The organism is Micromonospora sp. SD19 (assembly GCF_054462275.1).
On the sequence record NZ_JBTLMN010000001.1, the window covers coordinates 602,246 to 627,826 of the forward strand.

The window sequence follows — 25,581 nt, forward strand, 5'->3', positions numbered from 1 at the left end:
CGTGCCGGCCCCCGGTGCGTATCCCCGGCCCGGAGCAGGTCGTACGGGTGTGGCATGGTTGATGGCGTGGTGAATCCGGCGGGCGAGCGTTCAGGTGCCTCCGGCTCCGGCGGTCGGCGGGGTCGGGCGAGCACGAGTCAGTTCGGCGCGCTTGGTCTCGATCTCGCCGATCCCCGTGTCGAGGCGTCCGTGGTGGGCCTGCTCGACACGGTCGAGGTCGAGTTGCGGGCCAGCGTGTCCAGCGCCGACCCGTTCGTCACGGAGGCTGCCCGGCACCTCGTGGAGGCCGGTGGGAAGCGTTTCCGGCCGTTGCTGGTGGCGCTCGGCGCGCAGTTCGGTGACCCGACCGGTGCGCAGGTGGTCCCGGCCGCCGTGGTGATGGAGCTCACTCACCTCGCCACCCTCTACCACGACGACGTGATGGACGAGGCCGCCGTGCGTCGGGGCGCGCCGAGTGCGAACTCCCGGTGGACCAACTCGGTCGCCATCCTGGTCGGTGACTACCTCTTCGCCCGTGCGGCGGACATCGCCGCCGATCTGGGCCCCGAGGCGGTCCGGTTGCAGGCGCGCACCTTCGCCCGGCTGGTGCACGGTCAGATCGCGGAGACCGTGGGGCCACGCCCCGACGACGACCCGGTGAGCCACTACCTGCACGTCATCGCGGAGAAGACCGGTTCGCTGATCGCCACGTCGGCCCGGTTCGGCGGCATGTTCGGTGGCGCCGCCCCCGAGCACGTGGAGGCCCTCGCCGGGTACGGCGAGACGATCGGCGTCGCCTTCCAGCTCTCCGACGACCTGCTGGACATCGCCTCCGAGTCGGTGCAGTCGGGCAAGACCCCCGGCACGGACCTGCGCGAGGGTGTCCCGACGTTGCCGGTGCTCTACGCCCGTGAAGCGGACGACTCCGACGCGTCGTCGGTGCGGCTGCGGGAGATCCTGGCGACCGGCCCGTTGACTGACGACGCGTTGCACGCCGAGGCGTTGGGGCTGCTGCGGGAGAGCCCGGCGCTCAAGCGGGCCCGGGAGACGGTGCGCAGCTACGCCGAGGAGGCCCGCGCGCAGCTCGCCCCGCTGCCGCACGGCCCCTCCCGCAGCGCGCTCGAGTCGCTCTGCGACTACATCGCCGACCGCACCAGCTGATCCCCGCCCCGCCCCGCTGCGGCGGCGACGCGGGTCAACAGTCGGCTGCCGGCGAGCATGAGAGCGGCGGCGAGGAGCATCGCCACGGCCGCGGTGGTCCACATCGCCGGGTAGCCGAGGTGCGCGGCGAGGGGGCCGAGGCTCAACGGGCCGAGGCAGCCGCCCGCGTACACCCCGGTCTGGGTGATCGAGGTGGCGGCGGCCGGTGACTGCGGGTGCAGCCGGACCACCGCGAAGTTCATCAGGCCGGGCCAGGCCCAGCCCAGGCCGAAGCCGAGCACCACACCGACGACCAGCGGCACCGAGCCGGTCACCGCGAGCAGGCCCAGCCCGACCGCGCCGACCAGCAGCATCGCGGCGATGAGGGCGACGTGGCCGGTGTCGCGACGGTCGGCCAACCAGCCGGCGCCCACCCGGGCCGCCACGCAGACCGCGCTGCCCAGGGTCAGAGTGAGGCCGGCGAGACCCGGCGACAGGCCCCGGGCGGCGGCGGAGTCGACCAGGAAGGTGCCCAGCGCGTTGGCCGCGCCCGACGCCAACGTCGCCGCCGCGCCGATCACCACCAGCGCCACCGTCGCCCGAGCAGCGCGCGTCGCGCCGGCTCGCCGGGCCGGGTCGGGCAGCTGCCGGGGTACGGCGGCAAGCGTGGTCAGCGCGGCCACGGCGGCGGCCACGAACGCCCAGCGCCAGCCGGCGGTGAGCGCGATGGTGGGTACCGCTGCCCCGGCCAGCAGGGTGGAGACCGGGATGGCGGCCTGCTTGACCCCGAACGACAGCCCTTGCCGTCGCGCCGGCACGTGCTGGGCGAGCGCGGTGTTGCTGGCCAGTTGGCCCAGCGCGTTTGCGGCGGCGCTGAGCGCCAGCAGGCCGACCAGCACCGGGTACGACCGGGCGAAGGCGGCCACGGCCAGCATCGACCCGGCGGCCAGCAGGATGCCGCTGCGGGCCACCACTGCCGGTCCGTACCGCTCGACGAGGCGGCCGGAGGGCACCGAGGCCAGCGCGCTGACCCCGAAGTAGACGGAGACGGCCAGGCCCAGGCCGGCCGGCGAGAAGCCGAGGTCGGTGCCCATCTGCACGGCGAGACCGCCGAGCAGGAAGACGGGGAGTACGCAGGCCACGGTGGTGGCGACTGCACCGGCGCTGGCCCGGACCGGATGGGGTCGGGCGAGCGCCGGATCGGGGGTGTTGGCGGTGTTGGTCATCGTTGGGCAAACCTACGTGAGCCCCGCTCAGCGCACTCCTGGTGACCGGCGGGGCACTAGCTGTGGATGGTGATCTGGCATCCTCGACCCGAACAGGCATTTCGCACCGGGCCTGTTTTTCATATGGTGTAAGTCCCCGGCGGCGGAGGTGGTTGTGCGCGACCCCTTGGCAGAACCTTCGGACCTGATTCGCAGCGTGTCCCGAGCGCTACGGGTGCTGGAGTCGGTCGGTCGCGCCCCGAAGGGCCTGACCGTCAAGCAGATCGCCCGGCGCTGTGAGCTGACCGTGGCCACCACGTACCACCTGGTCCGCACCCTCGCCTACGAGGGCTACGTGATCCGTCGCGAGGACGGCACGTACATCGTGGGGTTGGAGGTGGCCGACCGGTACCGGGAGCTTGTCACCGCGTTCCGGGGTCCACCGGCGGTCGGTGAGACGCTGCGGCGGGCCGCCCTGGACACCGGCTACAGCCACTACCTCGGTCGGTTCGTCGGCGGCCAGGTGGCCCTCACCGCGGTCGCCGAGGGGCACCGCTCGCCCTACCTGGAGGACCTGGTCCCCGGCTTCGACGAGGGGGCGCACGCCACAGCCCTCGGCAAGTCGTTGCTCGCCACCCTCACGAGCGACCAGCGCTACCGCTATCTGCGTGAGTACGGCATGCGCCCGTTCACCACCGCCACGCTGACCACCCCCGAGAGTTTCGAGGCCGACCTGGCCGCCGGTGACCGGCGCGGCATGCAGCTGGAGATGGGGCAGTTCCGGCAGGGGGTGGCCTGCGCCGCGGTGCTCGTCGCGCCGGACAAGGACATGGAACGCCGCGTCGTGCTGGCCTGCGCGTTGCCAGCCAGCGAGATGATGACCTCCGCCCGGGTGGTACGCGCCAAGCTGCTCACCGTGGCCCGCAGCGTGGCCGACGGCATCGCCTCCGACAACTGACCGCCGAGAGGCCCTCTCCCCGGTTGGGAGAGGGCCTCTCGGGGCGGTCCAGCGCCGGACCGCCGGGAACAACGTCATCGGCCTCTCGGCCGCGGTTACGACCTCAGCTGCCCACCGGGCCGCCGTCGAGGCGCCAGGTGACCACCACGCCCGGCTTGGCGTAGTCACCGTCCGGCCAGTTCGAGGCCGGGTTCTCCACCGAAGCCCCGCTGATCTCGCCCGGGTGCTGCACCGCGACGAAGAGCGAACGGTTGTCGCCGGTGATGAACGGGCCGCAGGTCTCCGCGCCGAGCGGCACGGTCAGGAACTGCTTGAGGTGACCCCGCTGCGGACCCTCCACGGCGGTGGCGAACAGGCCGTCGTTGCTGCCCAGCGCGTTGCCGTCGGTGGAGATCCAGAGGTTGCCGGTGGCGTCGAAGGCGACGTTGTCCGGGCAGGAGATCGCTGACACCTGGGTCTTGTCGTACCCGGCGAAGAAGGTCGACGGGTCGGTCGGGTCGCCGCAGACGATCGGCAGCGACCAGGCGAAGGTCTCCGCGGCGTTGTCGTTGCGGTCCTCGACCAGCTCCAGGATCTGCCCGTGCTTGTTGGCGGTGCGCGGGTTGGCCTCGTCCGCCTTCGGGTTGCTGCCGACGCCGCGGTTGGTGTTGTTGGTCAGCGCCACGTACACCTTGCCGGTGAGCAGGCTCGGCTCGACGTCCTCGGGGCGGTCCATCTTGGTCGCGCCGACCTTGTCACCGGCGAGCCGGGTGAAGGTGAGCACGTCCGCGGCGGTCATCCCGTCGACGAACGAGCGGTTGCCGCTGACCAGCTTGATCCAGCGACCCCGGCCGTTGAAGGCGCCGTCGGTGGGGAGCCTGCCCGAGCCGTCGATCTCGGCGGCGCTGCTCTGGTCGAGCTTCGCCACGTAGAGCGTGCCGGACTCCAGCAGGGTCAGGTTGTGCTTGCGGGCAGCCCAGGAGTTGCCCTTCATGAACTTCTTGTCCGAGACGAACTTGTAGAGGTAGTCGAACCGCTCGTCGTCGCCCATGTACGCGACCACGTGGCCGTCCTTCGCGACGATCACGTTGGCGCCCTCGTGCTTGAACCGGCCCAGCGCGGTGTGCTTGCGCGGGCGGCTCTCCGGGTCGAACGGGTCGATCTCGACGACCCAGCCGAAGCGGTGTGCCTCGTTGGGGTGCTTCGCCAGGTCGAAGCGCTCGTCCGCGCGCTCCCACCTGCGGCTGCCGCTGGGGTAGCGGCTGGCGGTGCCGATGCCGTAGCGGTCCAGCTTCGGCTTCAGCTCGGCCGGGGCCGCGTCGGCGCCCACGAAGTACTGGTTGAAGTTCTCCTCGCCGGAGAGCACGGTGCCCCACGGGGTCACCCCACCGGCGCAGTTGTTCAACGTGCCGACGACGGTACGACCCTTCGGGTCGGCGGCGGTCTTCAACCAGGCCGAGCCGGCGGCCGGGCCGGTGAGGTCGAACTTGGTGCTCAGCGCGGTGACCCGCCGGTTGTACGGCCGGGGGCCCTTGCTGACCGGCTGCCACTGCCCGGTGCCCGCGACCCGTTCGAGCTCCACCACTGACATGCCGTGCGCGGCCATGGCGGTGCGCAGCTGCTCCACGGAGAGCCCGTCCAGGCCGGGGAAGCCCGGGAACATCAGGTCCTCGTTGGTGTACTCGTGGTTGACCACGAGCAGCGCCCGCCGGCCCTGCTTGTCCAGCGGCAGCACACCCACGAAGTCGTTGTTGTAACCGAACTGCTTGGACTGTGCGGCGGCGCTCTGGTGGTGCAGGTTGAACTCCGGTGCGCCCGGCAGCACCGGGTCACCCCACTTGATCACCACGGCGTGGTCGTAGCCGTTCGGCACGACGAGGGTGTCCAACTTGTTCGGTGGGATCGGCTTGAAGGTCAGCGCTCCGCTGCCGACTCCGGTGCTCGGACGGCCGAAACCGAAGGCCTCCGGGACGTCCGGGGTGGTGGCCGGTGCGGCCACGGCCGGGGCCGCACCGGCGAGCGCACCGGCCGCCGCGCCGCCGAGACCGAGCACCAGCGCGCCCACCGCGCCGGCCCGGACCACGCCACGCCGGGACATCTCGGCGTTCACCACGTCGCCGAAGTACGCGTTGTCGGAGGTGTTCGGCACCGGGTGGTCGCAGGCGTTTCCGCACCGGTACAGACAGGTCATGGCGTCACGGGTGCCATGGCGGGCGCCGGTCAACAGGGGGAGCAGCCGGGGGCGGTCGCTCATGGGGGAGGCCTCCAGAGGAGTCGGTGGCACGACAGGCGGCGTACCAGCCGGACGCTAGGAGGACGTGGTGAGCGCACGTCGGCCACGGTGTGAACCGGGCATGAACACCTTCGTGGGCGGCAACCACCCCGCAACCGGCCTGACCTCGGGCTGAACCGATCGGCGTGACCGCACGTATTCCCAGGCGGACGCCACCGCCGCACGCGCGCCGGAAGCGAGGAGACCGCCATCAGCGACCACGACGCCCAACTGCTGCGCGCGCTGCACGACGAGCACGCGGAGGCGCTGTACGCCCACGCCCTGCGGCTGGTCAACGGGGACCGGCAGCGGGCCGAGGACCTGGTCCAGGAGACGCTGCTGCGGGCCTGGCGACATCCGGAGTCACTCGACCCGAGACGCGGATCGGTGCGGTCCTGGCTGTTCACCACCGCCCGCAACCTGGCCATCGACGCCTGGCGGCGGCGGTCCACCCGGGTCGGCGAGGTGTTCACCGACGACCTGCCCGAACCGCCCGAGGTGATCGACGAGGCCGAACGGGCGGTGGAGGCGTGGACCGTCGCCGAGGCGCTGAACCGGCTCAGCCCGACCCACCGGGAAGTGCTGGTCGAGTGCTTCTACCAGGGGCGGTCGGTAGCCGAGGCGGCATCCCGCCTGGGCGTGCCGCCGGGGACCGTGAAATCCCGCACCCACTACGCGCTGCGGTCTCTACGGTTGGTCCTTGCCGAGATGGGGGTGACGGGATGACCCGGTGCGAGTTCGCGTACGACGACGGCGCGTACGTGCTGGGTGCCCTGGCCCCTGCCGAGCGGGCGGCCTACGAGCGGCACCTCGGCGGCTGCGCCTCGTGTCGGGAGGCGGTCGCCGAGATCGCCGTGCTGCCCGGGTTGCTCGGACGCCTCGACCCGGCGGGACTGGAGCAGATCCTGCCGCCGCCGGCACCGCCCAGGGTGCCCGCGCTGCTCGCCGAGGCCCGCCAGCGCCGACGTCGGGAACGCTCCGCGGACCGGCGACGGTACGCGCTGACCACACTGGCCGCCGCCGGGCTGGCGCTGCTGGTCGGCGTGGGCACCGCAATGGCGCTGCCTCGACCGGCCGGGCCGCCCGGGGCGCAGGGCACCCCGGCCCCGCAGGTGTCGATGGTGGCCATGCGACCGGTGGCCGCCGCCGGGCCGGTGCACGCCGACCTCGGGCTCACCGGCACCAAGTGGGGTACCGAGGTGACCATGCGCTGCGGGTACGACGCGCGGACGAGCTACGGCAAGGCGTACCCGTTCCGGCTCGTGGCGCGCGGACCGAACGGCGCCACCGAGCAGATCGGCTCCTGGCTGGCGGCCCCCGGTGACGATCTCAGCTTCACCGGTGCCACCAGGTTCACCGACGCCGAGCTGGTCAGCGTGGAACTGCAGAGAGCCGACGGCACGCCGATCCTCACCTACGCCGTCCCCTGACCCTGCGCGCGGTCCTCCGCGATCTTGCACTTTCTGCACTCTCATAAAGGGCATGGAAGGGCATATCGACGACCGAAACTGCAAGATCGCGGGGGCCGGGGGGTGGGATTACGGGGTGGGGACGGGTTCCAGGATCCGGGCCTGGGCCCGGTTGCGGCGGGAGTTGCGGACCGCGTCGGCGGTGAAGACGATCAGGGCCAGCCAGACCAGCGCGAAGCCGGCCAGACGGGCCGGCGGCATCGGCTCGTGGAAGATCAGCACACCGCAGCCGAGCTGAAGGATCGGCGCCAGGTACTGGATCATGCCGAGGCCGCTCAGGGGTAGCCGGTTGGCCGCCCCGGCGAACATGAGCAGCGGAATCGCCGTGGCCGCGCCGGCCAGCACCAGCAGCGCGGTGTGCCCGGCGGAGACGTGCCCGAAGGTGAGGTCGGCCTTCGCCGTCAGCCACCCCAGGTAGCCCAGCGCCGGCAACGCCAGCACCGCCGACTCGACGAAGAGCCCCTCGGCCGCCGGCAGCCCCAGCCGCTTCTTGACCAGGCCGTAGCCGGCGAAGCTGAACGCCAGGGTCAGTGCCAGCCAGGGCAGCCGACCGTAGTCAACGGTGAGCACCGCGACCGCCGACGCGCCGATCCCGAGCGCCACCCACTGCGTCGGGCGTAGCCGCTCCCGCAGCACCGTCACCCCGAGCAGCACCACGACCAGCGGGTTGATGAAGTAACCGAGCGCGGTCTCCACCACCCGGTCGGAGTTCACCCCGTAGATGTAGGTGCCCCAGTTGACAGCGATCAGCGCGGCGGCGGCCACGATCCCCGCCATCGCCCAGGGGCGGCGCAGCAGCGCCCGCAGGAAGCCGACGTTGCGCAGCGCCGCCAGCAGCAGGGCCACGAAGACCACCGACCAGACGATCCGGTGGGCCAGGATCTCCAGCGGGCCGGCGGGTCGCAGCAGCTTCAGGTAGAGCGGAAAGAAACCCCAGAGCAGGTACGCGCCGAGGCCGTAGAGGTATCCCAGGCGGAGTGGTGTCACGCTTCCACCGTAAGGGGCGTAGTGCTGCTTTGTTCCTTTCCGGTGATCGGGGTCACCGGCGGTCGCCGGTCGAGCTGCATCCACCGCTGCGGGTTGTCCAGCGGCGTGAAGCCAACCCCCGCGTACACCTGGTGCGCGTCGTTGGTGCAGAGCAGGATCCGGCGTACGCCCAGCTCGGCCAGGTGGTCGCGGACCGCACCGGCCAGCCACCCGCCCAACCCCCGACCTCGGGCGGCCCGGTCGACGTACACGTCGCAGAGCCAGGCGAAGGTGGCACCGTCCGTGACGACCCGGGCCACCGCCACCTGGCGGCCGTCCTCCGGACGGTAGATGCCGAACGGCAGTGAGCCGGCGAACGACCGTTCGGTGGTCTCCCGGTCCCGCCCGAGCGCCCAGTACGCGTCGGTGGACAACCAGTGGTGCACCAGGTCCAGATCGATCCGCGCCGGATCGGTGCTGAGCAGGTGTCCGTCGGCGTAGGTCAGTGAGAACATGCCGCGACGCTAACCGCCGGGATGGGCACCCGGGCCGGCCAATTCCCGAACTCTGGTCAGCGGCCCGCCGGGGCCCCGGACCAGGTCGGGGCCCCGGCAAGCCGGGTCGGTGCTGGCTGGTCGCCGGTCAGTCCCGGTCGAGGACGGCGCCGAGGATCCAGGTCACGATGCTCACGAAGAGGGCGCCGAGCACCGCCGCCGGCCAGAAACCGTCCACTTCGAACGGCAGCCCGGCCTGGTCGGCGATCCAACTGGTGAGCAGGAACAGCAGACCGTTCACCACCAGGGCGATGAGACCCAGGGTCAGCAGGTAGAAGCCGCAGCCGACGGTCTTGATGATCGGCTGGAGAACAGCGTTGACCACACCGAAGATCACCGCCACCAGAAGCAGCGTGGTCACCGTCTCGGTGGCCGAGTTCGAATCCAGGGAGATGCCCGGAATGAGGAGCGTGGCGAGCCAGAAAGCCAGAGCTGTGCTGGCCAGCCGAATCAGCAGACCTTTCAGAAAACCCATGGCGGGGATCGTGCCACGGACCACGCACCGGCGTAACCCGACAGCTGGCCATCCTGGTGATCAGCCGCGCCTCGGCGGCCCGACTGGTCAGCCGCGCCTCGGCGGCCCGATCAGCTGCCCCTCGATCGGTGTGGGGGACAGCAGCGCCCAGCGCAGCGCCCGGCGGTTGACCACCGCCACCATGTCCTCCCGGATCCGGGTCAGCCACTCGGCCGAGCCGCCCAGCCCCAGCGCGGCTCCGGCCAGGGCGGCCTCGGCGGAGGTCAACGGCTGGAGCAACGCCAGGTCGGCCCGGCTCAGCGTGTCCACATCCGCCGGTGTCAGCTCGTCGCGTACCACCAGTGTGGCCCGCCACGGCGGGCCCGGCGCGGCCTCGGCCGCCACCGGCCCGGCGTCGACGATCACCAGCAACGGACGCAGCGCCGTACCCACCCCGTCGGCGACCGCCCGACCCGGCGGCAGCAACGGGATCGTGCCGCCCGGTGCGCCAACCCCCCGGACGAACGGCTCCCAGGCGCGTGGCCGGACCGTCTGCACCACCACCAGGGCGCCGAGTGCCAGCGCGCGCAGGCCCACCAGTTGGGCGGCGCGCACCCCGCCGACCAGCAGCACCCGGGTGCTCTCCGGCCGGAACAGTCGTACGGTGACGGCCCGGCCGTGCCGGTTGGTGCCGACCATCAGCCCCGCGTCGCCCACCGAGAGCTCCCAGTCGGTCACCGCCGCGCCGGGCGGCGACCCGGGTGCCGATGGGCGGGGCTGCGCTCCGGACGCCGGCAACGCCAGCGGCAGCGTGGCGGCCAGCCCGCTCAGGTGGGCACCGTCGAGCCGCCGCAACTTTCCGCCCAGGTCGGTCACCAGTCGGATCAGCGCCTCCGTGGCCGCCGCCAACTCGGCCGCAGTCCCGGCCGCCAGACGCACCGTCAGCTCGGTCGGCACTGTTGTGGTCGCCGGTGAATGCGACGACGGCGTCATCGTCGGCGCCGGACCCGAGCACATGGACACCGTCGTGGCCGTCGCCGGCAGCGCGAGCAGGCGGGGCACCAGCCGGCGTCCGCCCGTACCGCCCGGGTCGGGCCACCGGGTCAGCAGGAAGGTGGCCTGGACCAGGGTGCCCGACCGGATCACCGCCCAGGACTCCCGGACCGGTTCGCCGTCCTGGTGGGCCAACTCGCCCAGGACACGCAGCGCCGCCGGCACCCCGAGCGGTCGCGCGGCCAACGGCCCGAGACGCCTGACGATCCGGCGGACCGTGCCGGCGAGCACCCGGCGCAGATCCTCCTCGGACCAACCGTCGACCCGCAGCACCCGGACGGCAACCACCGCCCGTTCCCGCCCGGCAAGCCGCCCGTCGGTGAGCTGCCGGTACGAGGTGCCGACCGTGCCACCGGCGCTCGGCACCGGTGCCGGTGCGCCCGCGAGCAGCAGTTGGACCAGCTGCGGGGGCAGGTCCGGCCCGGCCGGCGGGAGCAACGCGGCCGGGGCGGGGATCGCCTGGGACGCGTCACCCAGCAGGTCGCCCGGGTCCCCCAACTCCAGCAGCGCGACCATTCCCGTGGTGTCCTCCAGGACGGCCGCCGGCCCACCGGTCAGCTCGGTCGAGCGGACGACGGTGCCCGGGGCGACCAGGTCGAGCAGTTCGGCTGCTCCGGCCGGCCCGGTCAGCGCCCGGCGGCGGGTGAGGTGCCCGACGGCGGTGCCCAGCCACTCGAAGAGCCAGCGCCCCCGAAGCGGCACCCAGGCGGCCGCCACCAGCAGCACGGCCATCAGGGCGGCTACCGCGACGACTGGTGCGGGCCGGCCCAGGGCGACGAGGACGAGCGCCGCCGCTACCTGCGCGGTGACCAGTTGGCCGGCTCGCGTGCGGGCACCCGCGCGACGGCCGACCGCCACCCAGCGGCCCACCGTCGACCGGCGGCGGGGCGCGCGCTGATCGGCCGACGGCAGGCCACTGTCGGTGGGTCGGCCCGGCCCGGTCGCCGGTGCGCGGGCCCCTGCCCCGGAGTCGACAGGGGTCGGTGGGTGCGGCACCGTGCCTCCTCGACCAGTGGGAACCGGGTCGGGCGGTCGGCCGCCGCTGACGGCCCGTCACGCGCCGCGACGTGGCTGCGGCACATCGTAAGCGACCGATGGCCGCCTCGGTTGTCCACAGGGGAAGCCCGCGGGGTAGCAGAACTGCTACGAGGTCGCTACCGTCAGCCACGAAGTCCTTCGCTGACCCGTGTCTCAGTGCTCGACGACCGGGCCAAGCGACGACGCGTCGCCCACCGTGGACGCGTCGACGGCCAGGTGCGATCCGAGAGACGAGGTGACGTCCGGGTGTCCCAAACCAAGGCAGAAGCCGCAGTCATGCAGCAGACCGCCGCGAAGTTCGAGCAGGTGGACCAGTCGTTGCAGTCCATGCTGACCGGCCTGTTGGCCGAGCTGGAGGTGTTGCAGCAGGCCTGGCGTGGCGCTGGCGGCCGGTCGTTCGAGCAGGTCAAGCAGCAGTGGTCACAGGACCAGGCCGCGCTGCACCGCGCCCTGCGGGAGACCGCCGGTGCGATCCGCACCGCCGGCCGGCAGTACGACGTGTCCGACGACGAGGTGGCCAGCCGGGTGGCCGGCACCAACCGCGGCGGCATCCAGTTGCCGCTCTGATCCCGCTGGGGAGGGAATCCGATGGACCATGGTGTGCTGGTCGTCAACTTCGCCGCGCTGCAGCAGGCCGGCGCTGACATCCAGAAAGCGTTGAACACCCTCGACGCGCAACTCGGGCAACTCGAACGGGACGCCGCCCCGCTGGTGGCGAGCTGGACGGGCGAGGCGCGGCAGGCCTACGAGCAGCGGCAGGCGCGGTGGCGCTCGGCCTCACAGGACCTCCAGGCGATGCTGCGTGACATCAGGCTGGCGGTGAACGACTCCGCCACCGACTACCTGGACACCGAAAAGAAGAACACCGGGCTGTTCCAGTGAGCGATGTGGGCCGGGAGCGCTGACCGTGTCCGGGTCAGCGCCCCGCCCGCGGCCGGTCGCAGGTTCGGGCCGCGGGTGGGTGGGCTCAGGCCGGGCCGGCCGGGCGCCAGCGCCGACGGGCGCCCCGGGGCACCACCACTGCCAGCAGAGCCACGGTGAGCGCCGTCATGCCGACCACCGCGCCGACCAACAGGGCCCGGTCCCGAGCGGCGGCCCGGCGTGTCTGGCGGGCGAGTCGCGCCGGGTCGGCCCGATCGTCGGCGAGCGCGGCCACCGGCAGCGCTCCCGCCGGCCGGCCGCCGCTGGTCTCGGTGACCGCCCGGTAGGGGTTCAACACCCCGGCGCCGTACCCGCCGCCGTGGCCCGCGCCGGGAGCTGGATCGGCGGTGGCGATGATCCGCTCCGCGACCTGGGCGGCGGTCAGCTCCGGCCGGTACTCCCGCAGCAGAGCTGCCGTGGCGGCCACGAAGGGCGCCGCGTAACTGGTGCCCTCGACCCGGTGGTGGCCCGCGCCGGGGGCGGCGGTCAGCACCTCGCTGCCGGGTGCCACCAGGTCGACGTACGGGCCGGTCTGCGAGAAGGTCGCCCGCCCACCGTCCGCCCCGATCGCACCCACGCCGAGCACCCCGTCGTAGCCGGCGGGGAACGGTCGGGGGTCCCCGCTGTCGTGCAGGTTCCCGGCGGCGGCCACCAGCACCACGTTCCGGTCGACCGCGTACCGGACGGCCGCACGGACCTCCGGGTCGTCCGCGTACAGCACCACAGACAGGTTCACCACGTCGGCGTCATGGTCGACGGCCCACCGGATGGCCCGGGCGAACTCGTCGGCGCTGACCGTACGCCCCGACTCCCGCCCCTGCACCACCTGTTGCTCACTCACCCGCACCGGCAGGATCCGGGCGCCCGGCGCCAGCCCACGGAAGGCGACGCCGGGGCGGGGCGCCGCCGCGATGATGCTCGCCACACCGGTACCGTGCCCGGCGCAGTCCCGACGGCCGTCCCCGCCGGGGTCGAGCAGGTCGGCGCCGGCCAGCACCCGCCCGGCCAGTTGCGGGTGCGCCCGGTCCACCCCGGAGTCGACCACCGCGACGGTCACCCCGACGCCGGTGGCCAGCGGCGCGAGCCGCGCGGGGTCGTACCGTTGCTGCGGCCAGGGCGTGGCGGTGACCGGCCGGACGGGGGCGAGTGCTGTCGCGCAGGCCGGCGCCGCCCGGAACCCGGCGGCGACGGCGACGGTCGGAAGGGCCGGTACGGTCAACAGGCTGGCGGCCAGACCTGCGAGGACCGGGCGCGTGATCGACCGGGACATCGACGCCCTCCGTATCGTGTCGGCTCCGGAACGGGATGTTATCGCCTCCTCGACACCCTGACCGACCGCCGCCGGCCTGCCATTGTGATCTTGGTGCCACCTTGTAGGTTGTACGCGATACCTGTGGCCTGTTCTCGGAAGGGGAGGTGGCCGTGACCGCATGGGAGCCGGCCACGGAGGCCGAGGTGGCGATGCGCGACGCGCTGCGCGCCAACGACCAGGAGCTCTACTTCCGGCTCCTGTCCCGCACCGATGTGCTGCTGCCGATCTCCGCGCCGACGCGGCCCGGCCAGCCACCCGCCGGATGGGGCACCTGGACCACCGGCGGCCGGACCCACGTCCTGGCCTTCACCTCCGCCGCCGCACTGCGGGCCTGCCTGGGCGACAACGCCGGCAGCAACCGCCGCATCCCCTTCGCCGATCTCGCGGCCGGTTGGCCCAACCATGAGTGGTGGCTCGCCGTCAACCCAGGGCTGCCGGTCGAGGGTTACCTGCCGGCCTGGTTCGTGTCGCAGCTGTCCCGGGGCGACGTGCGACTGCCCGGCCGGGCCATGGGTGCCCGCGCTCGGCTGGAGCGAGCCGAGACGTTGGCCCGCACCCGGCCCGGCATGCCACCTCGCGACGCCGCGTCAGCCGCCGGATCGGCCCCGGCGACCGGGGCTGCCTCGCCCGCGCCCGAGAGTGTTCCGATCGCGCCCCGAAGGCCCAGCCGGGGCGGGCTGCCCCGGGTCGGTACGCCGTCGGTGCCGGGCCCGGCACCCCGGCCACCGGTTCCCGCCGAGCCGCCGCGCCGCGCCGGCCAGGAGGACCTGCCCGCCGCCGGCCAGCGGCACCCGAGCGAGCCGCCCCGGCCCGCACCCGGCGCCGGAGCCCTGCCCCGCACCGGCCGGCCGTCCCGGTTCACCCCGTTGGCGTCCGCCGCCCCCACCACCGAGCAGCAGGGGCCGAGCGGGGGCTGGCCGGCGCCGACCCGGCCGGTCGACGACGGCCCCGCCGTGGGCAACGGCAACAGCGGTCCCCAAGCGGCACCCCGGCGCTCCTTCTTCGACCCGAGCCCCGCCCGTGATCCGGCCCCGAGCGGGGGTCGTCAGGGTGACCGGGCGGCCCCGCCGACCCGGTTCGGGCGAGGCAGTCAGCCCTTTCCGCGCCGTCGCCCAGCCGATGCGCCAGCCGACGAGCCGGCGACGAGGGCCTTCCAGGTGGCAGCGGACCCGGCAGCCACCCAGCCGATCCGTCGGCCGGAGGGCGGCCTCGGCACGTCCCGGGGCGTGGACGCACCGGCATCCGGCGAGGAGATCACCCAGCCGCTGCCGCCGCGTCGGCACAACCCGCTTGCCGAGGAGCCCACCCGCGCGTTCCGGGTGACCGCTGAGCCTCCCCTGACAGGTGCGCCTGGGCGGCCCGACCCTTCGGCGGAGGCGACGCAGGCGATCCCGCAGGACCGGCCGGGCCGGTTCGGGCCGGCGGAGGACCTGCCGGAGTCCGTCGCGGAACCGGTCTCCGGGCCACCCGCGCCGCGCCGCGGCTTCACGCCCATCGTCATCGAGGGCACCATCATCGAGTCCCGCGACCTCACCGACCCGGTCGAGAGCGGCGCGCCGGCCGAGACGGCCCACCGGCCCGGCCCCGCCGAGGCCGCCCCGCCACCGTTCGGCTCGCCGTCCCCCGGTCCGGGCCTGTTCGTTCCCTCGCCTCCCGGCCCCAGCCCCGCCGAGGCCACCCCGCCGCCGTTCGGCTCGTCGCCCCCCGGCCCCGGCCTGTTCGATCCGTCGCCCCCCGGCCCCTCCGCTCCCGCGTCGTTCAACCTCGGCCAACCGGTTGCGAGCCCGCCCGTCCCGCACCCCTCGATTCCGACGGAGGCCGGCGGTGGCCTCGATGATCCGGGTTTCGGCGGCCGTGTCGACACCCCGCTCGGTGCCGACCGCGCCGACAGCGGTGCCCCGTCGGCCGGCCTGACCGGTTCGGAGCAGACCGGCGCTGAAAGCATGTTCGGCGGCGAGAGCGTGTTCGGCGGCGACGGTCCGCACCCGCCGGCCGACGAGCCGGCGCCGGTCGAGTTCGAGCCGGCCAACACGGTCGAGGAGGACCTGCTCAGCGCCGCCAGCTCCGGCAGCACCGACACCTTCCTGTCCACCCTGCTGCTGGCCCGGGTGCTGCTTCCGGCGGCACCGGACTCGGCGGCGGGAAGCCGCCCGGGAGATCCCGGCTTCGTCTGGCGTACCGGGCAACTCGACGGCGAGACGTACGTGGTGGTCTACACGTCGCCGGAGCGCCTCGCCGACCACGTCGACGGGGACGTCGACACGGTCCGGGTGAAGTTCGCCCAACTGATCCGGCGCTGGCCCGACGAGGACTGGTCGTTCGCCGTCAACCCGGGCACGCCGGTCGGTGCCAAGTTGCCCGGCGAGCAGATCGTCGCGTTGGCCAACTGGGCCGCCGAGGTGGGGCTCGGCGACGACCTGGAAGTCGACCAGGTGGAGGCACCAGCCGCGGCCGAACCGGCCGCCCGCCCCCGGTACGCCCCGACGGCTGTCGACCCGACCCGCCCGACGGTCATGCAGAAGGCGATCGCACCGAGCCAGCTCGCGTACTACCTGGACCGTGGGTACGACCGGGTGTCCGGGTTCGTGCACCGGGCCGGCGAACTGTCCCACCTGACCACACCGGCTCAGCTGCACGAGGCGCTCGGCCTCAGCTACCCCGGCTCGCCGTTCGCCCCGGACGCCGACGAGATCTACGTGCTGCGCTGGCCGGCGCACCGGCCGAGCCTCTACCGCATCCCCTACGGCGGTCAGAACGAGTCGGCGATGCGGGCCATGGAGGGCTGGGTCATCGAACGCCCGCCTTTCCGGGGCAACGGCTTCGCTCCGGGTGAGAGCAGCGACGTGGTGGCCGAGTTCAAAGTGGACAGCGCGCGCCTGCCGCACGGAGCCCAACTCTGGCGGATCGGCGCGGACGGCACCGAGCGGGTGGTCGCGGAGTTGGACACCGACTCGGTCACCTGGCGACGGGTCGGGGAGGCGTGATGCGCGACGGTTACGTGGCCCGGTGGCAGGGCCGGGAATACCAGGCCAGCCCGGACGGCGACGACATCCGCCTCTACCAGCCCGAGCCCGGTGAGGGCTTCGAGGAGGTCCGGGCGGGCCGTTACGTCCGGGTGCTGCCGGCGAGCGAGATCGAGGATCTGGCGTACGTGCGGACCACCTGCACCTGGAAGGGGCAGCCGTTCATCGTGCTCGGCGAGCACGACGCGTGGCTGCGGGTGGAGTACACCGGTGGTCGCTGGCCGGTGGCCGAGGCGATGCGGCTGGAGGTCTTCGACTTCGGCGTCTACCAGGGTTGGGCACCGGCCGCCGAGGTCACCGACCTGCGCGAACAGCGGGTCTGACGCGTCAGGTCTTCGCCCACCGCAGGATCTCACCGAGCACCAGCTCCGGTGCCTCCAGGTGCGGGAAGTGCCCCACCCCGTCGAGCAGTCGCCACTCGTACGGGGCGACGACGTACCGGCCGGAGCCCAGTGCGGTCCGGGGCAGGGAGGCGGCGTCCAGGGCGCCGTGCAGTTGCAGGGTCGGGGTGGACAGCGGCTTCTGCATCAGGCGGACGAACCGGTAGCCGTGCAGCCGCAGCAGGGAGCGGAACGCCCAGCGGTAACCCTCCAGCGCGCAGAACGCGGCCTGCGGGATGCACATCGCCTCCCGGCACCGCTCGGCGTACGCCTCGAAGTCCGGCCCGGCCACCCACTGTGGGCCGCCCCAGCGGCGCATGATCTCGCCGACCGCCGCGGCGCCGTCGCGGGTCAGCACGTGCTCGTAACGGGGTAGCTGGAACTTCAACGCCGGCGTGGAGGCGGTGAACTGCCCGCGTGGGTCGGCGAAGATGGCGGCGCGCAGCCGCAACGGGTGCGGTGCCGCCAGCACCACGAGCCGGCGGACCAGGGACGGGTGGAACGAGGCCACCGTCCAGGCCACCATGCCGCCGAGTCCGCTGCCGACGATGGTCGCGGATCGTTCACCGAGCGCGCGGATCAGCCCGGCGATGTCGGCGGCGAGGGTGTAGCCGTCGTACCCCCGTGGTGGTTTGTCGCTGGCGCCGTAGCCGCGTAGGTCGACGGCGACCGCCCGGAAGCCGGCGTCGGCGATCGCCGGCAGCATCTGGTGCCAGGCCCACCAGTGCTCGGGGAAGCCGTGCAGGAAGAGCACCATAGGCCCGGTGCCGGCCTCGACCACGTGGAACCGGCTGCCGTTGGCACCGACGAAACGGTGCGTCCACGGCCCCTCGGTGAGGACACAGGACTCGTCGACGGCTCCGTCGCGCTGGTCGGTCATGGCAGACAGCCTAGGACCCGGTTGCCGCAGGCGGCCCCGGTGGTCGCGTTGAACAGGGGAAAGCCCCGGGTTGTCCCGGACCGGGGGCCAGGGGAGCCGCCTCGACCGTCCCTCGGAGAAGCCGGTCCGCGTCGTCAGCGGGTGTCGTACAACGGGCGACGCCCGGGCAGTTGACCTGCCCGGGCGTCGCTGGTTGGTGCGGGATCAGTGGTCAGCTGATCCGGATCTTCATCGAGGTGCCGTCCTGCTCCAGAACCTTGATCTTGACACCGGTCGCGGGGAGCTTGACGCCGTGGTTCGGCAGTTCCTCGTAGAAGTACTTCTTGGTGTCGTCGAACAGCGGCTCAGCGGCCTGGCCACGGATGTACTGCGGCTGGCTGTTGAGGTGCAGGGTGAACGAGTCGGCCTTGTTCAGGCTGAACGGTGCGTCGTACATCTGGACGCGGGCCCGCCACGGTGCCCCGGTCAGGTTGTAGATCGGGCGCGGGTGCGCGTCGATGTACAGGTTGCGACCCTCACCGGGGTGACCACCCGGGTTGGTCGGGGAGGCCGGGGCGGTGTTGTTGTCGGAGAACCGGGTGTTCCAGTACGAGATGAGCAGGCCCTCCTGGTACGCGTAGTGGTCCACCCAGTCCGGGCGGGTGTTCGCGTAGCCGAAGAAGTACGGGCCGGTCTTCAGGTACTTGTCGTACGAGACGTACGACCGGTTGCCGGCGATGTAGAAGTTGTCGAACAGTCGGGTGTAGGTCGCCCCGACCACCTCGAACTTCTCCAGGTTCCAGCCGGCGTCGGTCTCGGCGCCGTCGCTGAACACGGTCTGGCCGTCGGCGGTCACGGTGATCGCGTCACCGAAGAAGCCGCCCTCGGAGACGCCACCGTCGGTGACGTAGTGCAGGCGGACCTGCGCCGACTTGCCGGCGACCGAGGTCAGCGGGATGTTGATGTCCGCCCAGGCGCCGTTGCTGCTGCCGGCGAGGGCCGGGCGACCGGCACCGTCCACGCCGATCGGCTTGCCGTTGACAGTGCCGTCCAGGTCGGTCCAGGACTGACCGCCGTCTGTCGACGCCTCGAAGTAGAGGTAGTCGTAACCCGCTTCGATGCTGTACTTGCCCTTGAGCGACAGCGCCGCCGCGGACTTGCCGGTGAGGTCGAACGTCCTCGTCATCTTGCTGTCGAGGTTGTCCTCGTTACCGGAGAAGTACTGCTTGGAGCCCTCGAACGGCGGACCGTAGTTGAAGGTGTATTCCCTCTTGGGCAGCACGACCACGACGGCCTGTGCTTCCTTCGAGTTGTATTCCTGTGGGCCGAGCTTCAGCGTCTGCTTCTGCCCTGCCGCGACCACCTCGTAGTCGAGCCAGCCGAGCTGGAACTTGTTCCACGCGCCGAGGTCGCCGCCACGGTCGCCGATGCCGGCGTCGTTCTTCGCGCCGAGCCGGCTCTGGGCCATCAGGGTCCAGTGCTCGTTGCTGTTGTCGGCCGGGCCGTAGTCGTCCGGCAGGCCCAGGTCGTGGCCGTACTCGTGGTAGAAGACGCTGCGGCCGCCGTTCTCCGGCTGGATCGTGTAGTCGCGGATCCAGACGCCGGTGTTGCCGATCTGGGTGCCGCCGATCGGGAAGTTCGGCGGGCCCACGGGCGAGCTGTTGAACGCCGACCAACGGTGGCTCCAGATCGCGTCCTCACCCTGCTGCGGGTCACCGTCGGCCTGGTCGCCGCCGGAGTGGACGATCTGGAAGTGGTCGATGTAGCCGTCCGACTCGTTGAAGTCGCCGTCACCGTCGTAGTCGAAACGGTCCCACTGGTCGAAGGACTTCATCTCGGCGGCGATCTGCTCGTCCGTCCGGCCCTTGGCCTTCTGGTCGGCGACCCACTGGTTGGCGGCGTCGCGGATCAGGTTCCAGGTGTTCGAGCAGACGTTGTCGCCGCAGACGGCGGGGTCGCCGGTCGGGTCGTCGTCGGCCTTCGGGTCGTCGGAGCGACCGTAACGGGCCTCGTTGTACCGGACCTTGACCCAGTCGGTCACCTCACCCTCGACGGTGTAGCGACCGGAGGACTGCGCCTCGTAGTACTGCTTGAGCGACTCGTCGCCCGGGTTGGTGCCGAAGTAGAGCTGGCGGAAGTGCTCCGGGCTGAAGTCCGGCTGCCAGATGGTGGAGTTGTCCACGGCCCGGTTGGGCTCGGGGATCTTGTTGTGCAACGGACCGTCGAACGTCGCCGGGCCGGCGATGTCCGGGTTCATGTCCTTGTCCGGGTAGGACGGGTGGCGCTCGTCGCCGAACTCGGCCAGGATCACGAAGATCTTGTCGGTCCGCTCACGCTTGAGCTCGACGTACTGATCCCTGGTCTCCTGGCCGCCGCCGGCGGCGGAGCGCGCCTTGGCGTTGGTGCCCGTCTTGCCGACCTGGCCGACCTTGACGACAGTGCTGCCGTTGCGCTCGATCGGCTTGCTGCGCCCGCTCAGCACGTCGGCGAGGCCCTGCTCACGCAGCTCGCGGCGCTTGTCCTCGAGCTTGTCGGGGAGCTCATCCTTCAGTGCCTGTGGTTCGGCAGCGGCCGGTGCCGCGGCCGGCAGTTTGGGCTGAGGCGCCGCCGAGGCGGACGGGCCGAAAGCCAGGCCTGTCGCCGTCAGTGAGAGCCCGAGCAGACCCACTGCGACTTTGCGCACGTGGTACCTCCGGTGTGAGGGAACCGGCCCAACGGGGGTACGGGCCGGTGGGAGATCGATCCCACTAGTGGGACCAATGGTGAACTTAGACACTGGCGGGACGGGTGGGAAGACGAACGCGTCGATTTGTTGCAAGATTTTGTTGGGAATGCTTTTCACCGTCACACCCCACCGGTTCATCAGCCGCGCTGAGCAGCGCAGACCCAGACGCGAACGTATACAACGACATCCCTCGATCAGTTTGATCGCACTTACGACAGTGGGGCCGGCAGCGTCTCCGCCACCGGCCCCACCGTTACACTTGTCGATCTGCGAAACCGTTACTTCTTGGCCGGCGTCACGTAGATCGTGGCGGACGAGTTGTCCGCGGCCGCCTTCTTGATGGTGAGCGAGACGCCGTAGTTCACACCCTGGTCACCGGGGTTGCCGGTGCCGAGCACGATCGCGCCACCGCCCAGGGTCACGCCGTAGAACTCCGGCGCCGGGCTGCCGTCCGGGTTGGTGACCCGGGTGGTGTACGGCGCGTTGTCACGCGACGGCAGGACCACCGACGCGTCGTTGTCCCGGGCGTACGCCGCGCCATCGCGCATCTCGATGCCCGGGTACCAGCCCTTGGCGTCGGTGAACGCCTTGACCGGCGCCTGGCCCTTGAACTTCGTGCAGTACGAGCTGTACGGCTCGTCCGCCGCCTCCAGGCACTCGGTGAACGGGTAGGTCCGCTGCAACGAGAAGGCCGCGTTCGACGACTGCGGACGGCTGGGCAGGTTGTCCGTCACCGACGGGTCCTTCTCCGCCGCCTCACCCGTACGCCGGTACGGGTCGAAGTGCGAGTCGACGATGAGCAGGCCGCCCTTCGCGCCGTAGCTGGGCAGCGCGGTCATCTGCCCGGTGACGTGGTTGACGTCGCCGAGCGCGGTGTCCCGGTACCAGACCAGCATGCCCGGCGCGTTGTACTTGATCCGGTCGACCTTCCACGCCTCGTGGGAGTAGATGGTGTCGTAGGTGTACTGCAGGCCCTTGTCGAAGCCGTCGAAGTTGCGCCACTCCGCCAGGTAGTACTGGGCGTGGACCTCGGTGCCGCTGGAGACCTTCCAGCCCGCGCCGGTGGTGTCGACGAAGGTGCCGCCGGTGGCGGTCCAGCCGTTGTCGCCGCCCTCGACGTCGTCACTCCAGGTGGTGGCGCCGCCGCCGGTGACCGAGAAGTCGTCGACGAACCAGTTGCGCTCCTCGAAGGCCTCGTCGGTGGCGAGGCGCAGCCGCAGCTGCACTGTCGTGCCCGCGTACGCCGACAGGTCGACGTAGTCGTGCCGCCAGCCGTCGGTGCTGCCGGTCAGGCCGTACTTCTTGCCGCCGAAGTCGTTCATCCGGCCGTTCGGGTCCGGGTAACCGTCCGGCGTGGTGACAACAGTGCCACCCTCGTCGTACACCTTCTGCTCGGTCCAGGTCGTGCCGCCGTCGGTGGAGAGCTCGACGAAGCCGTAGTCCCAGTCCTCCTCGATGATGTAGTTGTTCCACATCCAGAACTTCGAGTCGGCGGCCGCCGGCACGTCGACCGAGCGGCTGAGCTTGACGTCGGCCCACTCCTGGTCGTTGTTGCTGTGCCACATCTTGGTGCCGCTGTGCGGGGTCGCCAGCGTCGTCACCTTGTCCGGCAGGTCGACCTTGATGCCGTCCTCGGAGTCGATCGGGGTGCGTGAGGTCTGGCCGAGCTTCACCTCGCGCGGGTTCGACCCGGGGCGGATGGTCAGCGGGTCGGCCCAACCGAGCACCCACTTGTCCCAGATGCCCATGTGCGTCGGCAGCGCCTGGAAGATCTCACCCGAGTGCGAGCCCGAGGCCATCAGGTCCCAGAAGTCCACGTCGGAGTCGGCGTTGCCGGACGTGTCGTAGAGGTCCGGCAGGCCCAGGTCGTGGCCGAACTCGTGAGCGAAGACGCCGACACCGGCGTCCTCCGGCTGCACGATGTAGTTCGACGCCTTGATGTTGGTGCCCGGGATGGTGTAGCCACCGGCGACCGTGGAGGAGTGCGCCCACACGGCGTACACGCCCTCGGCGCCGCCACCACGGGACTTGCCCTGACCGGCGTGCACCAGCACGAGGTGGTCGATCACGCCGTCCGGCTCGAAGACGTTGCCGTCACCGTCGCGGTCAGCCTGGTCCTCGATGTCGTAGTCGGCCCACGGGAAGTTCGGGTCCTTCGCGACGAGCGCGTCGATCGCGTCGGTCGCCAGGCGGCCCGCGCCGGCCGGGTTGTCCGGGTGGCCGTTCATCGACTGCTCACGGCCGGGAACCCAGGCGCCGGTCTCGTCCTGGAAGCAGCGGTTGGCCGCGTACCAGCCCTCCGAGTGCGGCACGGTGATCCACGGGCTGGCCTGCCCGTCCACCGTGTACGCGTTCTTGGACATCTCCAGGTACATGTTGTGCATGGTGCGACCGGACAGGTCGATGCCCTTCTTGCCGTCCGGGCCCTTCAGGTCCGTGCGGACCCGCTCGGTGATGCCCTTCTTGCTGTACAGCATCTTGTTGTAGTGCTGCGGCGAGAAGTCCGGCACCCACATCGAGTTGTTGTCCTCGTGGGGCAGGCGCGCCGGGTCCGGGATCTTGTTGTGCTTCGGGCCGTTCTGGACCGTGCCGGGCACGCAGGTGCGGTCCTCGAACACCGTCTTGGGGACCATCACATCGGTGAAGTCGTCGTTGGCCTTGTCGTTGAACTCGACAAGCAGCGTCAGCAACTTCGCCGTCTGGGTGGTCGGCGCCTTCTTGAACTTGCGCGGGTTCTGGCCCGTCTTCAGCGACTTGGCCTCGTCCTTGGCCAGCTGCCGCGCCGTCACCGGGTTGCCCCGGGCGTGCTTCTGGTCGAACTCGCGCGCGGACTCCACGGCAGGGGTGTAGACGCCACCCTTGCCCTTCACCTCACGGCCGGCGGTGTCCGGCTGCACCTCGGGCTCGGCGTAGTTGATGTAGTACTCGTCCGCCCCGATCACCGCCCGCGGGGTGTCGGACGAAGGCTTGGCGGCCGCGCTGCCACTCACGGTCAGTGACGTGGCCGCGAGGGCGATGACGGGTAGCGCGACGAGTAGTCGTCGGCGCGACCCCGGACGGGAGTTTCTGTTCATGCCACTCCGTTTCTCGGGCAGAGGACGTCGGCCGGATCCGGTGGCGTGGGCTCATCGGGGCCGCCCGACGAGCGTGAAACTAAATGACAAACAACCCGTACGGCGGGATCGTGATCGATGCGTTATCTGTTTAACTCCCGTATCACATATGTGCGACGGACGTGCCTCCACAAAAGACGACGGTGGGTGACGGCCCGTCCGGACCGCCACCCACCGTTGGGGTACGCCTACCTTCAGTCCTCGTCGGACTTCGCGCCGCCCATCCCCGAAGAGATCAGGTCCATCACCGAGGAGTCCTGCAACGTGGTCACGTCGCCGAGCGACCGGTTCTCCGCCACGTCCCGCAGCAACCGACGCATGATCTTGCCGGAGCGGGTCTTCGGCAGCTCCGGCACCAGCATGATCTGGCGCGGCTTGGCGATCGGGCCGAGCGTCTTCGACACATGGTTGCGCAGGTCGGCGATGAGCTGCTCGCCCGCGTCACCACTGATGTCAGTGCTGCCCCGCGGAATGGCGAACGCGACGATCGCCTGACCGGTGGTCGGGTCGGTGGCGCCCACGACCGCGGCCTCGGCCACCGACGGGTGCGACACCAACGCCGACTCCACCTCGGTCGTCGAGATGTTGTGCCCGGACACCAACATCACGTCGTCCACCCGGCCGAGCAGCCAGATGTGCCCGTCGTCGTCCTTCTTCGCGCCGTCGCCGGCGAAGTACATCCCCTGGAAACGCGACCAGTACGTGTCGATGAACCGGTCGTCGTCACCCCAGATGGTGCGCAGCATCGACGGCCACGGCTCACGCAGCACCAGGTAGCCGCCACCACCGTTCGGCACCGACTGGCCCTGGTCGTCCACCACGTCGGCCACGATGCCCGGCAGCGGCGTCATCGCCGAACCCGGCTTGGCCGCGGTGACCCCCGGCAACGGCGAGATCATGATGGAGCCCGTCTCGGTCTGCCACCAGGTGTCCACGACCGGCAGCTCGCCCCGGCCGACGTGCTGGCGGTACCACATCCACGCCTCCGGGTTGATCGGCTCGCCGACGCTGCCCAGCAGGCGCAGCGAGGACAGGTCGAAGCCGGCCGGGATGTCGTCGCCCCACTTCATCATCGTCCGGATCAGGGTGGGCGCGGTGTACAGGATGCTCACCCCGTACTTGTCGACGATCTCCCAGAACCGGCCCTTGTGCGGCGTGTCCGGGGTGCCCTCGTACATCACCTGGGTGGCGCCGTTGGAGAGCGGGCCGTACACGATGTAGGAGTGCCCGGTGACCCAGCCGATGTCGGCGGTGCACCAGTAGACGTCGGTCTCCGGCTTCAGGTCGAACACCGCGTGCGTCGTGTACGACGCCTGGGTGAGGTAGCCGCCGGTGGTGTGCAGGATGCCCTTCGGGCGGGCCGTGGTGCCGCTGGTGTACAGGATGAACAGCGGGTGCTCGGCGTCGAACGGCTGCGCGGTGTGCTCGGCCGAGGCGGTCTCCACCGTCTCGTGCCACCAGTGGTCCTTCTCCGACCACGCCACGTCCTCGCCGGTGCGGCGAACCACGAGCACGTGCTCCACCGACGGGGAGTTCGCCACCGCCTCGTCCACGGTGGGCTTCAACGCCGACGGCTTGCCCCGCCGGTAACCACCATCGGCGGTGATCACCACCTTGGCGCTGGCGTCCTGGATCCGGTTGCTCAACGAGTCGGCGGAGAAACCACCGAAGACCACGCTGTGCGCGGCGCCGATCCGGGCGCAGGCCAGCATGGCCACCGCGGCCTCCGGGATCATCGGCAGGTAGATCGCCACCCGGTCGCCGGCGGTCACCCCCAGGTCGGTGAGCGCGTTCGCCGCCCGGCAGGTCAGCGCGTGCAGGTCCGCGTACGTGATGGTGCGGGTGTCGCCCGGCTCGCCCTCCCAGTGGATCGCCACCTTGTCGCCCAGGCCCGCCTCGACGTGCCGGTCCAGGCAGTTGTACGCGACGTTGAGCTGCCCACCCACGAACCACTTCGCGAACGGCGGATTCGACCAGTCGAGCACCTCATCCCACTTCTTCGACCAGGCCAGCCGGTCGGCCTGCTTCGCCCAGAAGGCCAGCCGGTCGGCCTCGGCCTCGGCATACGCGTCGACGGTGACGTTGGCGTGCGCGGCGAGTTCGGCCGGCGGGGGGAACTGGCGCGTCTCGTTCAGCAGATTGGCCAATGCCTCGCTCATGCCGTGACTCCTCATCCTCGGG

Annotated in this window: 19 protein-coding genes; 8 read left to right on the forward strand and 11 right to left on the reverse strand. The window is 71.5% G+C overall.

All coding sequences use genetic code 11. From position 1 onward, the window contains the following. Nucleotides 1–54: 54 nt before the first annotated feature. Nucleotides 55–1,140: a polyprenyl synthetase family protein gene (locus ACX27O_RS02800; RefSeq protein WP_387220710.1), complete on the forward strand. Its 1,086-nt coding sequence runs from the start codon at nucleotides 55–57 to the stop codon at nucleotides 1,138–1,140. Here ACX27O_RS02800 and ACX27O_RS02805 read toward each other — a convergent pair. Then, nucleotides 1,116–2,345 (reverse strand): MFS transporter, encoded by a 1,230-nt coding sequence (locus tag ACX27O_RS02805; protein WP_458938901.1) that lies wholly within the window; start codon nucleotides 2,343–2,345, stop codon nucleotides 1,116–1,118. The genes ACX27O_RS02800 and ACX27O_RS02805 overlap by 25 nt on opposite strands. Before the next feature lie 154 nt (nucleotides 2,346–2,499). Between ACX27O_RS02805 and ACX27O_RS02810 the strand changes: the two genes are divergently transcribed. Beyond that, complete coding sequence (locus ACX27O_RS02810) at nucleotides 2,500–3,282, forward strand: IclR family transcriptional regulator (protein WP_030334152.1); 783 nt, start codon at nucleotides 2,500–2,502, stop codon at nucleotides 3,280–3,282. A gap of 103 nt (nucleotides 3,283–3,385) precedes the next feature. Here the strand turns inward: ACX27O_RS02810 and ACX27O_RS02815 are convergent, their stop codons facing one another. Further along, nucleotides 3,386–5,515: a PhoX family protein gene (locus ACX27O_RS02815; protein ID WP_358124185.1), complete on the reverse strand. Its 2,130-nt coding sequence runs from the start codon at nucleotides 5,513–5,515 to the stop codon at nucleotides 3,386–3,388. A 249-nt stretch (nucleotides 5,516–5,764) separates the two neighbouring features. Here ACX27O_RS02815 and ACX27O_RS02820 point away from each other — a divergent pair, with 249 nt between their 5' ends. After that, nucleotides 5,765–6,259, forward strand: coding sequence for a sigma-70 family RNA polymerase sigma factor (locus ACX27O_RS02820; RefSeq protein WP_030334158.1), 495 nt, complete (start codon nucleotides 5,765–5,767; stop codon nucleotides 6,257–6,259). Next, the gene (locus ACX27O_RS02825; RefSeq protein WP_030334160.1) at nucleotides 6,256–6,963 is read left to right on the forward strand and encodes an anti-sigma factor family protein; all 708 of its coding nucleotides are present in this window, start codon (nucleotides 6,256–6,258) and stop codon (nucleotides 6,961–6,963) included. The genes ACX27O_RS02820 and ACX27O_RS02825 overlap by 4 nt, the downstream gene beginning before the upstream one ends. Nucleotides 6,964–7,071: 108 nt before the next feature. On the opposite strand, the gene rarD is transcribed toward ACX27O_RS02825, so the two are convergent. The 4 genes from rarD to eccE all read right to left on the reverse strand — a co-directional run bounded on the left by rarD (nucleotide 7,072) and on the right by eccE (nucleotide 11,025). Continuing rightward, nucleotides 7,072–7,989: an EamA family transporter RarD gene (gene rarD / locus ACX27O_RS02830; protein WP_458938902.1), complete on the reverse strand. Its 918-nt coding sequence runs from the start codon at nucleotides 7,987–7,989 to the stop codon at nucleotides 7,072–7,074. Beyond that, nucleotides 7,986–8,483 (reverse strand): GNAT family N-acetyltransferase, encoded by a 498-nt coding sequence (locus tag ACX27O_RS02835; RefSeq protein ID WP_030334164.1) that lies wholly within the window; start codon nucleotides 8,481–8,483, stop codon nucleotides 7,986–7,988. Before ACX27O_RS02835 ends, rarD begins: the two co-directional genes overlap by 4 nt. 127 nt (nucleotides 8,484–8,610) lie before the next feature. Continuing rightward, nucleotides 8,611–8,997 carry a phage holin family protein gene (locus tag ACX27O_RS02840; protein ID WP_030334166.1) on the reverse strand — a complete coding sequence of 129 codons (387 nt, stop codon included), beginning with the start codon at nucleotides 8,995–8,997 and terminating at the stop codon, nucleotides 8,611–8,613. Between the two features lie 87 nt (nucleotides 8,998–9,084). Further along, nucleotides 9,085–11,025, reverse strand: coding sequence for a type VII secretion protein EccE (gene eccE / locus ACX27O_RS02845; RefSeq protein WP_458938903.1), 1,941 nt, complete (start codon nucleotides 11,023–11,025; stop codon nucleotides 9,085–9,087). Nucleotides 11,026–11,313: 288 nt separating this feature from the next. Between eccE and ACX27O_RS02850 the strand changes: the two genes are divergently transcribed. Next, nucleotides 11,314–11,634: a WXG100 family type VII secretion target gene (locus ACX27O_RS02850; RefSeq protein WP_030334170.1), complete on the forward strand. Its 321-nt coding sequence runs from the start codon at nucleotides 11,314–11,316 to the stop codon at nucleotides 11,632–11,634. A gap of 21 nt (nucleotides 11,635–11,655) precedes the next feature. Next, nucleotides 11,656–11,949, forward strand: a complete 294-nt coding sequence (locus ACX27O_RS02855) for a WXG100 family type VII secretion target (RefSeq protein ID WP_030334171.1) — start codon at nucleotides 11,656–11,658, stop codon at nucleotides 11,947–11,949. Between the two features lie 85 nt (nucleotides 11,950–12,034). Here ACX27O_RS02855 and mycP read toward each other — a convergent pair whose 3' ends face one another. Further along, nucleotides 12,035–13,258 (reverse strand): type VII secretion-associated serine protease mycosin, encoded by a 1,224-nt coding sequence (gene mycP / locus ACX27O_RS02860; RefSeq protein WP_210864992.1) that lies wholly within the window; start codon nucleotides 13,256–13,258, stop codon nucleotides 12,035–12,037. Nucleotides 13,259–13,410: 152 nt separating this feature from the next. Here mycP and ACX27O_RS02865 point away from each other — a divergent pair, with 152 nt between their 5' ends. Continuing rightward, nucleotides 13,411–16,284, forward strand: a complete 2,874-nt coding sequence (locus ACX27O_RS02865) for an SseB family protein (protein ID WP_210861485.1) — start codon at nucleotides 13,411–13,413, stop codon at nucleotides 16,282–16,284. After that, on the forward strand, nucleotides 16,281–16,646 hold the full coding sequence (locus ACX27O_RS02870; protein ID WP_030334177.1) for a hypothetical protein: 366 nt from the start codon (nucleotides 16,281–16,283) through the stop codon (nucleotides 16,644–16,646). The genes ACX27O_RS02865 and ACX27O_RS02870 overlap by 4 nt, the downstream gene beginning before the upstream one ends. Nucleotides 16,647–16,650: 4 nt before the next feature. Here ACX27O_RS02870 and ACX27O_RS02875 read toward each other — a convergent pair whose 3' ends face one another. The 4 genes from ACX27O_RS02875 to acs form a co-directional block, all read right to left on the reverse strand. Further along, nucleotides 16,651–17,583, reverse strand: a complete 933-nt coding sequence (locus ACX27O_RS02875; protein WP_030334178.1) for an alpha/beta fold hydrolase — start codon at nucleotides 17,581–17,583, stop codon at nucleotides 16,651–16,653. 211 nt (nucleotides 17,584–17,794) lie between these two features. Further along, complete coding sequence (locus tag ACX27O_RS02880; RefSeq protein WP_387220820.1) at nucleotides 17,795–20,230, reverse strand: immune inhibitor A domain-containing protein; 2,436 nt, start codon at nucleotides 20,228–20,230, stop codon at nucleotides 17,795–17,797. 335 nt (nucleotides 20,231–20,565) lie between these two features. Beyond that, on the reverse strand, nucleotides 20,566–23,361 hold the full coding sequence (locus ACX27O_RS02885; RefSeq protein WP_030334182.1) for an immune inhibitor A domain-containing protein: 2,796 nt from the start codon (nucleotides 23,359–23,361) through the stop codon (nucleotides 20,566–20,568). 233 nt (nucleotides 23,362–23,594) lie between these two features. Then, nucleotides 23,595–25,559: an acetate--CoA ligase gene (gene acs / locus ACX27O_RS02890; RefSeq protein ID WP_030334184.1), complete on the reverse strand. Its 1,965-nt coding sequence runs from the start codon at nucleotides 25,557–25,559 to the stop codon at nucleotides 23,595–23,597. Nucleotides 25,560–25,581: the final 22 nt, after the last annotated feature.

What these genes read in the sequence shown, in the direction of transcription:
- ACX27O_RS02800 (WP_387220710.1), top strand. Translation starts at nt 55, where the DNA reads ATGGTTGATGGCGTGGTGAATCCGGCGGGCGAGCGTTCAGGTGCCTCC.
- ACX27O_RS02805 (WP_458938901.1), bottom strand. Translation starts at nt 2,345, where the DNA reads ATGACCAACACCGCCAACACCCCCGATCCGGCGCTCGCCCGACCCCAT.
- ACX27O_RS02815 (WP_358124185.1), bottom strand. Translation starts at nt 5,515, where the DNA reads ATGAGCGACCGCCCCCGGCTGCTCCCCCTGTTGACCGGCGCCCGCCAT.
- ACX27O_RS02825 (WP_030334160.1), top strand. Translation starts at nt 6,256, where the DNA reads ATGACCCGGTGCGAGTTCGCGTACGACGACGGCGCGTACGTGCTGGGT.
- ACX27O_RS02835 (WP_030334164.1), bottom strand. Translation starts at nt 8,483, where the DNA reads ATGTTCTCACTGACCTACGCCGACGGACACCTGCTCAGCACCGATCCG.
- ACX27O_RS02840 (WP_030334166.1), bottom strand. Translation starts at nt 8,997, where the DNA reads ATGGGTTTTCTGAAAGGTCTGCTGATTCGGCTGGCCAGCACAGCTCTG.
- ACX27O_RS02855 (WP_030334171.1), top strand. Translation starts at nt 11,656, where the DNA reads ATGGACCATGGTGTGCTGGTCGTCAACTTCGCCGCGCTGCAGCAGGCC.
- mycP (WP_210864992.1), bottom strand. Translation starts at nt 13,258, where the DNA reads ATGTCCCGGTCGATCACGCGCCCGGTCCTCGCAGGTCTGGCCGCCAGC.
- ACX27O_RS02875 (WP_030334178.1), bottom strand. Translation starts at nt 17,583, where the DNA reads ATGACCGACCAGCGCGACGGAGCCGTCGACGAGTCCTGTGTCCTCACC.
- ACX27O_RS02885 (WP_030334182.1), bottom strand. Translation starts at nt 23,361, where the DNA reads ATGAACAGAAACTCCCGTCCGGGGTCGCGCCGACGACTACTCGTCGCG.
- acs (WP_030334184.1), bottom strand. Translation starts at nt 25,559, where the DNA reads ATGAGCGAGGCATTGGCCAATCTGCTGAACGAGACGCGCCAGTTCCCC.